Source organism: Lactobacillus sp. (genome assembly GCF_051893255.1).
GTDB lineage: Bacteria > Bacillota > Bacilli > Lactobacillales > Lactobacillaceae > Lactobacillus.
The window spans coordinates 25,940-34,363 of record NZ_JBJFHB010000097.1 but is presented as its reverse complement, the minus strand read 5'-3'; the positions used below and the strand labels follow the sequence as shown (position 1 = coordinate 34,363).

6 protein-coding genes are annotated in these 8,424 nt (G+C 47.3%); 2 read left to right on the top strand and 4 right to left on the bottom strand.

The features are described from left to right. Positions 1-55 precede the first annotated feature (55 nt). Together ACI4WN_RS09195 and ACI4WN_RS09190 are read right to left on the bottom strand one after the other, a co-directional pair. Positions 56-286, bottom strand: coding sequence for a YozE family protein (locus ACI4WN_RS09195; protein WP_008459960.1), 231 nt, complete (start codon positions 284-286; stop codon positions 56-58). Positions 287-326: 40 nt separating this feature from the next. After that, complete coding sequence (locus ACI4WN_RS09190) at positions 327-1,172, bottom strand: DegV family protein (protein ID WP_439777918.1); 846 nt, start codon at positions 1,170-1,172, stop codon at positions 327-329. A 138-nt stretch (positions 1,173-1,310) separates the two neighbouring features. Between ACI4WN_RS09190 and trhA the strand changes: the two genes are divergently transcribed. After that, entirely contained in the window at positions 1,311-1,973 is a 663-nt protein-coding gene (gene trhA / locus ACI4WN_RS09185; RefSeq protein WP_439777917.1) for a PAQR family membrane homeostasis protein TrhA, read from the top strand. 54 nt (positions 1,974-2,027) lie between these two features. Here the strand turns inward: trhA and ACI4WN_RS09180 are convergent, their stop codons facing one another. Beyond that, entirely contained in the window at positions 2,028-3,218 is a 1,191-nt protein-coding gene (locus ACI4WN_RS09180; RefSeq protein WP_439777916.1) for a CCA tRNA nucleotidyltransferase, read from the bottom strand. Positions 3,219-3,299: 81 nt separating this feature from the next. On the opposite strand from ACI4WN_RS09180, the gene ACI4WN_RS09175 reads away from it, so the two are divergent. Continuing rightward, positions 3,300-4,199, top strand: a complete 900-nt coding sequence (locus ACI4WN_RS09175; protein ID WP_439777915.1) for a YitT family protein — start codon at positions 3,300-3,302, stop codon at positions 4,197-4,199. 74 nt (positions 4,200-4,273) lie between these two features. Here ACI4WN_RS09175 and ACI4WN_RS09170 read toward each other — a convergent pair whose 3' ends face one another. Continuing rightward, positions 4,274-8,410 carry an EAL domain-containing protein gene (locus ACI4WN_RS09170; RefSeq protein WP_439777914.1) on the bottom strand — a complete coding sequence of 1,379 codons (4,137 nt, stop codon included), beginning with the start codon at positions 8,408-8,410 and terminating at the stop codon, positions 4,274-4,276. Between the last annotated feature and the right edge of the window lie 14 nt (positions 8,411-8,424).

The window sequence follows — 8,424 nt, the reverse complement described above, 5'->3', positions numbered from 1 at the left end:
CCTCTTTTTTATTCATAAACGCTAGAAAAGGAAGCCGAGGCTCCCTTTATCATTCCTAGTATTGCATTTTATCTTTATATTCTTGATAAGCTTCGTCAAAAATCGTCATGCTGGGCAGGTAAGCTGCGTTTTCTTCCAAGTATTCTGACAATTTCTCGTAGTCTTGCTCATGCCTTGGAAAAGTTGAGTCAAATTGAGCATTATTGGCAAAAGCCGCAATATCCTCATTTGAGTCAGGATTTCTCAGCGTCATCAAGAATTGGTAAAAGCTCTGCCGATATGCCATAAAAATCAACCTCTATCTTTAACCTTTTAGCTTTATTAGCTTATTCAGTGTAAAACATGACTGCGTATGCTTCATGGCCAGCATGCGTGATGATGATCGGACTCGTCTCTTGAATGAAGACTTCCACGTTAGGGTTAGCCTCTTCAAAGCGCTTGCCTAGTTCTGCCATTGCTTCTGGCGTGTCAACGTAGGAAATGCCCACGTACTTGACTTGGTCGCCAAGGTCACGGATTTGGTCCACCAGCATGTCGTCAAACTTCTTGATAAACTTCTTGCCGCGGCCGCGGTAAGGCACGTTCATCTTGCCCTCTTTCATGGTCAAGCCAACGTGGAAGTTCAAAGCCGAAATTGCCCGGCCAGCCAAGCGGCCCAGACGACCTCCAGCTAAGATGTTCTTCAAGTTTGGCACCATCATTTCCAGGTGCATGTTTTGCCCGATCGTCTCTAAGTGGTCCAGGATTTCCTGCATGCTCTTGCCAGCAGCGGCATCTTTAGCAGCAGCCAGGCAGTAGTAGCCTTGAGAGCGGTCGGTATAGCCGCAGTCAATAACCGTGATCTTGCCTTCGACCAGCTCAGCGGCTTGTCTGGCAGAATCAACCGTACCAGACAGGCACTTGGCCATGAAGATGCCAAGAACTTCACTGCCGTCAGCGGTTAATTCCTTCATTCTTTCCACAAAAAGACCAACTGGCGGTTGACTGGTCTTTGGCAAGGCTTTGGCTTCGTCCATTTTTTGGATAAAGTTGGCCCGGGTAATGTCCACTCCATCAGTATAAGTGTGTCCGTCAATCGTGACTGATAAAGGCACAACGGTTATCCCATACTTTTCAATTTCTGCAGAACTCAGTTGTACTGAAGAGTCTGTCATAATCTTGATTTTCGACAATTTACTGACCTCAATTTCCAAATCATCTTACCAAAAATGGTGAGTATGATAGAATCTAAATTAATACATGATTTAGTATAACAAAGTTTTTACGAAAAAATTAAGCTAATTGACTTAAACGAAAGGAACTTTTGACTAATGACAAAAAATCTTTGGCAACCGGTCCCTGACCGCTCCAAAAAATACCTAATCGTTGACAATGTCCTGTCAGCTGTCGTCCATGGCATTGGCTTTGGCCTGGCGGTTGCCGGCCTGGTTATCTTGATCGTCCATGCCGCCCACACCGGCAGCGCCTTGAGAGTCACCACCTTCACCATTTACGGCTCCTGCATGGTCTTGCTCTACCTTTTTTCCACCCTTTACCACAGCCTGATTTTTACCAAAGCGCGGAAAGTCTTCCAGATCTTTGACCATTCCTCCATTTACATTGCCATTGCCGGTTCTTACACTCCTTATACGCTGGTCGCGATCGGCGGGGCCAAGGGCTGGGTCATGTTTGGCATTATCTGGGCCTTAGCAGTCACCGGGATCCTTTACTACATCTTCAACCAGGGCAAGCACACCATCTTGGACACCATTCTTTACATCGCCATGGGCTGGATGGTCATCTTGGCAGGCAGCCAGCTATATAGCCGCTTGGGTTCGACCGGCTTTTGGCTCCTAGTTGGGGGCGGGATCGCCTATACCTTCGGCTGCCTCTTTTTCTCCATGCGAGGTCTGGCCTTTAGCCACGTCATCTGGCACTTCTTTGTCTTACTGGGCTCAATTTTGATGTTTTTCTCAGTCTTGCTCTATGTTTAATTGTACAAACAAAAAGCGCCAAATGGCGCTTTTTTGCTTGCTCAATTTTTTAGCTTAGATGTCTAAAAATGCTGCCAGGCTTTTTTCGTCATTGGCCACCTGCCCCAAAACGACGCCTTTTAAAGCCCGGTCTAACAGGTAGCCTAAAGCTGGAGAGGGCTTGACGCCCCTCTTGATCAGCCAGCCGCCATCGATAGCTAATTCGCCTTTATCCTTGATTGGCAAGGCTTGATAGCGGTCCAGCAGGCTTTGACTGGAGACCGGCTGACCCAGGAGGGTGGCTGCTTCAAGTGCCTTAGTTAAGGCATTTTGCCCAAAAATAAACAAGTCCCAGTCGCTGACTTCGCCCATGGTTACCTGGTCAAAGGCCGTCACGATCGCTTTGGCTTCTTGACCCATGGCGTTAGAATTTTTCCAGGTCCGCATAAAGGAAGTAACCTTGTTAGCCGGCAGGTTGATGATCAAGGCTAAAAGTGCCCAGAAAACCGCCTCATCAGTGATCTTGCCCTTGAGTTGGGTAAAGACCCGCAGCTTTTCTTCTTGGCCGGCTAAGCCTGGGCATTCGCCGCTCAGGCCGGTATCAATAAACTTGCCAAAAGCCTCCTGGCTGTTTGGCCCTAGGGCCAATTTGACTAGCTCTTCTCTAATTCTTTCCACCGAAATCTTGCTTAAGAGCTCGTGGTTGTCGGCAATCGCTGCCTCCGTTTTTTCCTCAAGCGCAAAATTCAGCTGGCTCATGAAGCGGACCGCCCGCATCATCCGAAGCGCATCTTCGTGGAAGCGGTCTTCAGCCACGCCCACTGCCTTGATAACCTTTTTCTGCAAATCGCCAAGCCCATCAAAGAGGTCCACGATTTCTCCTGACAGGTTCATGGCCAAGGCGTTGATGGTAAAGTCCCGCCGCTTCAGGTCTTCTTCTAGGTTTTGGACAAAGGTTACCTTGTCGGGCCGGCGGAAGTCCTGGTAGCCCGATTCGGTTCTAAAAGTCGTAATTTCATAAGCTTCTCCGCCATACAAGACGGTCACCGTCCCGTGCTGGATGCCGGTATCGATGCTTTTGGCAAAAGTATTCTTGACTTCTTCGGGGTAGGCACTAGTAGCAATATCGACGTCGTGGATGTGGCGGTCTAAAAGCAAGTCCCGGACGCAGCCGCCGACAAAGTAGGCTTCAAAGCCGGCATCTTCCAAGGCTTGCAAAACTGGCTGGGCTTTTAAAAAGACTTCGGGTAAATTATTTATCTTCATCTTTTACTTCAACTTCTCCATCTTCATAATTATTTGTTACAATTGATTACGCATGGGGTTAATTAGAAAGGAGTAATTATAATGTCTAAGTCATCTTTGAAATGGACATTTAGCAATACGATTGATCTAATCATGATTGCACTTGGTGCAGCCATCTACGCCTTTAGCGTGGACATGGTCTCCATCCCCAACAAGCTGGCTGACGGGGGCCTATCCGGCTTCACCTTGATCATTCGGCACTTCTGGGGGATCAATCCCGGGATCAGCACCTTCATCATCAACATCCCCTTGATTATTCTTGGCTTAAAATACATGGGCAAGAGAGCCATGATCTATACAGCCTGGGGGACCCTTTGCCTTTCCTTATTCCTTAATGCGTGGTCTCTGCAATCTATTATAAAACAAGTTCCGCTTCATCACGACCCCTTCTTGGCCACGGTGACGGCCGGATGCGTATCAGGCCTTGGCCTGGGTCTAGTTTTTCGCTATAACGGAACGACCGGGGGCAGCGACATTATCGCCCGGATCGTCCAAGAAAAATACGGCATTGCGCCAGGCAACGGAATGCTGGCCTTAGACATGCTTGCTCTCTTTTGCTCGCTGTCTTACCTAGACTTTTACCATGTGGGCTATACCATGGTTTCTTGCTACATCTTGACCAAAGTCCTAGACATGATCGCTGAAGGTGGCCGTAGAGCTCGCGGAGCCTTCATCATCTCCCAAAAATATCAGGAGATTGCCAAGCTGATCGACCTGGAACTAGAGCGCGGCTTTACCTACATTAACGCTGAAGGCGGATATTCTAACGAAAAGCAGCACGTGATTTACCTGGTTTTAGAGCCGAAGGAAATCCCGAAGCTGAAAAAAATAGTCAAGGCCGAAGATCCCAAGGCCTTCATCACCTTCTTTGATGCTACCGAAGCTATCGGCGAAGGCTTCAGCTACAAGACTAAGGGATCAAACTTTTTGATTAGAAAATAGCCAAAAACATCAATCACTACACAAAAACTAAGTAGAGCAAAAAGCAGTCATCTAATGATGACTGCTTTTATTTTTTAGTCTTGTTCATTTTGATCCATTCTATAGACCGCATCGCGGAGCTTCTTCATAAAGATTGGCGCAAGATGCCACAGCATGGTTTCCGGATCGAGATCCCCTTGGTCAAAGTAATCTGTCAATATCAAGTAGGCGATATCGTGTTTTTCATCGTCTCTAACAGGAACAATCAGCAGATTTTCTAACTGGTAGCTATCCAAAAAGCTGAGGCGCTGATCAATCTCTGGATAGGCCTTCATGAACTCATCTAGATCCTTAACCCGCAAAACGTCTTCTTGATCCAGGATCTTTTTGAACGGTTCAAATAATTGCAAGTTAACCCTTTGCAAATCAGCTTTAAACGGTTTGTCCTTGGCCCATTCATAGTTAATAGTCATGGTCGTCTGGTCAATTTCAATCAAGGCCGCATGGCTGGCTCTGGTAACTTCACCAAGTTCTTTAAGAGCCTTCTGGATGGCATTAAAGTACTGGTGGTCGTCAAGGAGGTAAGAGCGTACAGCAAAGTATTCTTCTGAAGTCGACGCAACCCTTCTTAGCTGACGGTCATCACCGCGATTAGCAGTAAAGACCGTTACCACGCAGTCAGGCAAAGTTGCCGCTTTAGTATAGTAGTTGACCCAGGAGCGCATCCCCCGGTCATAGCATTGGCCCTGAACGCTGCGGCCTTTAATGGCCTGACCGCTAGTTGCTAGCCAGTCCGGATATCCCTTCAGCATTTCGCGGTAACGCCGGCCCAGGAGTTCATCCTTGTTGGCCCCATATAGTTCCAGATAGCATTCATTGACAAAAATCAAGATGCCATCCACAACCTGGTCGCCCCGGGCATTAAAGACTGGCTTATAGATGATCATTGGGAGCGGCAGGTCCAGGTACTCATCAAAGGAATCAAAGGAGATTTTTTGTTCACTTTGACTACGGTATAAGGCCAAGTTGACGGCTTCAATGCCGTTTTCGGCTTCTGAGCCAAGCGCTAGGCCAAAGAGGGGCTTGAGGTCACAAGAGATTCCCGCCACCTCATGAATATTTCTCAGTTCATTTACCACGTCTTTGCTTTCAGCCAGTATTTCTTGTTTGCCTAGCAAGTTGCTGATTACGACAAAGGAAGCATCTTTAATCCGGCCAATGATGGAGCTGGTCCCCATCTCATTCTTGATGGCCTTGGCGCATTGGTCAATCAGCTGGCTGGTAAAGCGCTGACCATTTGCCATTTTCAGCTGGTCAAAGTTGCTGATTTCAATCCAGCAGGCAACATAGTCTTGTCCGTTCTTCTTATAGGCATCATCATATTTGATGATTTCTGGAACCAAGCTGTTCGAGTTTAAAACATTGGCCATATTGTCAACTAGCGGCTGACTTTTGGCTGGCAACTTCTTTTCTCTTTGCAGATTTTCCGTTTCAAAGTAGCCGACCAGACCAACCACCTTGCCATTGTCAAAAATCGGGAACTTCGACGCATGGATGGGCTGAATTACCCCATCAAAGACCATGGTGGTCTTGGCATTGATAATTGCCCGGCCTTCTTCTAGGACCATCAGCTCGTCTTCTCTAAAAGGCTTATTGCTGACGTGCCAGCCAATCTGGTCATCAGTCTTGCCAATGATCTCACTGGCACTCTTAAAGCCGTAAAAGTCCAGAAAAGCCTGGCTGACCCCAACAAAGCGGCGCTGAGTATCCTTCCAGAATAACTTGATATTGCTTTCATCAAGCAGGGTTTGCCAAACCCTGCTTTGAGCATTGCCAAAGGAGGAATCAAGCCCCCGCTGCTGGCCCTTAAGGATGTTCTTCATCAAGTCTTCACGCTGATTTTCTTCAGCATTGGTGTCGATCTTGACCAAAAGCATGATCTGGTTTTCTTTGACCTTGATGATGGTGTAGTCGGTCCAGACATAGTTTTCAACGCTGGTTTGCGTTCTCAAACTGACCGTGAACCAGTTTTTATCTTGTTGTTTAAAAATGTCACTCAAAGCCTGATAATCAAGCAGGTTCCGCCACTTGGACAAGTCATCGTGCATGATGCAGCGCAGACCATAGTCGACAGAAAAGTCCCGAATGCCGTGGATGCTTAAGCCGCCCTTTTCCCCTGGCAGGTCACTGGTTAAGACCTTCCATTCGTCTTGAGCATAATCCAGCAGGTAAATGCGATTGTAAATTGGCAAAATATTCTTTAAAGAGGTATCGAGATTAAGCTCTCTTTCCTCAAGCTCGCTCACCATCCCATCAACCATCATTAAGAGCAGGCAATTATTGCGGCCTTCAGCCACCGGTTTAAAGGAAATTTGGTAGTAGTGGTTGCCGTAGACAAAGGTCTTAGAAACCTTTTGGTGGGAGTAAATTGCTCTTTCAGCCAATTTCAAGAAGCGCTCGCTTTGGACAAAATCATCCCCAAGCTTATTTTGCTTGAAGAAGTCTTGGAGACTCTTATTCGCAAAAAGCGACCGGCAGTCAGTCCCGTCGTAGGAATAGATGGCTAGCGGCTGGGCCACCATCACGTCGATCTTGCCCGCACGGTTGTACATGCGGGCTTCTTCCTCATTTTCAAAAGGCAGCTTTTTAAAAATCAAGTTCGGCTCCAGCTCCTTATAAGGCAGAGGCTTGCTGTAGTAAAAGCCCTGGATCCGCTCGCAGCCGCAGTCGCTCAAAAAATCAAGCTGTTGCTTGGTCTCGACCCCTTCACACAGGGTGTGGATGCCTAAAGACTTGGCCATGGAGATAGCTTTAGACACGATTTTCTTCGAGCGCTCATTAAAGTTGCGCATGAAGTTCATGTCAATCTTGATCTCATTAAACTTAAAGTCCTTTAAGGCATTCAAAGATGAATAGCCGCTCCCGAAGTCATCCATCCAAACCTTAAAGCCGAGCTTTTGGAAGCGGTCGATCGCTTGGACGATTTCTTCCCGGCTACGCATGACAGCTGTTTCCGTGATTTCGATTGGAAGCAGGTCATGGCCTAAATGATGGCTGTCGACAATTTTGGCTACTTCGGCCACGGGGTCGATGCTGGTAAAGTCTGAGCGAGAAATATTGACGGAAACCGGCACAATCGCCTGCCCCTTGTCAAAGCGCTCATTCATCATTTCGGTGACTTTTCTAACCACGTACAAGTCCAGCTTGTGAGATAAGTTGGCTTCTTCTAAAACCGGGATAAAGACGCCAGGTGAAATAAAGCCATACTGTGGGTCAATCCAGCGGCTTAAGGCTTCCAGGTTGCAGACCTTTCGGCTCAAGGTGCGGACAACCGGCTGGTAGTAAACCTGGATCCAGCCCTTTTCTAAGGCCTCATCTAAGTGGCTTAACAGGTATTCCTGCATCTGGAATTTCCTGCTCATCCGGTCATCGTAGTAGACAACTCCAGATTCATTAGGATTGTCCAGACTTTCGCCGGCAATCCGTGCTTGGTTCAGCGCCGCGGTAAAGTCGTCTTGACCATAGACAAACTTTCTGACCCCAATCCGGACTTCCCGCCGGGTCTTGATCTGGTCAGCCAGTTTTCTCAGCTGCTCTTCCAGGCCTTCAACCGAGCCAAAGGCATAAAAGCGGTCTTCAACCGCTCTAGTAGAAGCAAATTCACCAAAGCAGTCTTTAATGGTTTGGCCAACAAAGTGCAGCAAGTCATCGCCTTTTTGGTAGCCAAACTTGTTGTTATATTCCTTCATCCCTACCAGGTCAAAGGAAATGAGACAGACTTGCTGGCCAGCCTTGGCTAGTTCCTTGATTTGACTTAGGGCAACTTCTTTAAAGGAATGCAGGTCCAGAAGGCCAGTAACCCGGTCTTTTTGCAGGGAAAATGGCCGCAGGTAAAAAAGCTGGACCTTCTCTTCGCCAACTTCCGCTTCTTTAACCGTCAGGTTCAGCAGCTTCTTCTTGCCAGCCTGGTCAGTCAAAAGCAGCTTACAGAGATTGGCACTATCCTTCTCTTTCAACTGATCGGCAACTTTCTTGGCTAGGCTCTGCCAAAAGTTAGACTGAAGGTAATTAGCCAGTTCTTGGTCATTCTGACATGACAATAATTCACGCAGCTTGTGATTGGCATAGACAAGTTCTAAGTGATCAGCCCCAATTTTGGCAGCCATAAAAGGTTCATAGATAAAAGAAAACAGCATCTTGGCTTCTTGATTAATCTTCTTTTCATCCCTCATGCTCAATCTCCGCT

Coding starts and splice junctions, on each gene's coding strand:
- ACI4WN_RS09195 (WP_008459960.1), bottom strand. CDS start 286: ATGGCATATCGGCAGAGCTTTTACCAATTCTTGATGACGCTGAGAAAT.
- trhA (WP_439777917.1), top strand. CDS start 1,311: ATGACAAAAAATCTTTGGCAACCGGTCCCTGACCGCTCCAAAAAATAC.
- ACI4WN_RS09180 (WP_439777916.1), bottom strand. CDS start 3,218: ATGAAGATAAATAATTTACCCGAAGTCTTTTTAAAAGCCCAGCCAGTT.
- ACI4WN_RS09175 (WP_439777915.1), top strand. CDS start 3,300: ATGTCTAAGTCATCTTTGAAATGGACATTTAGCAATACGATTGATCTA.
- ACI4WN_RS09170 (WP_439777914.1), bottom strand. CDS start 8,410: ATGAGGGATGAAAAGAAGATTAATCAAGAAGCCAAGATGCTGTTTTCT.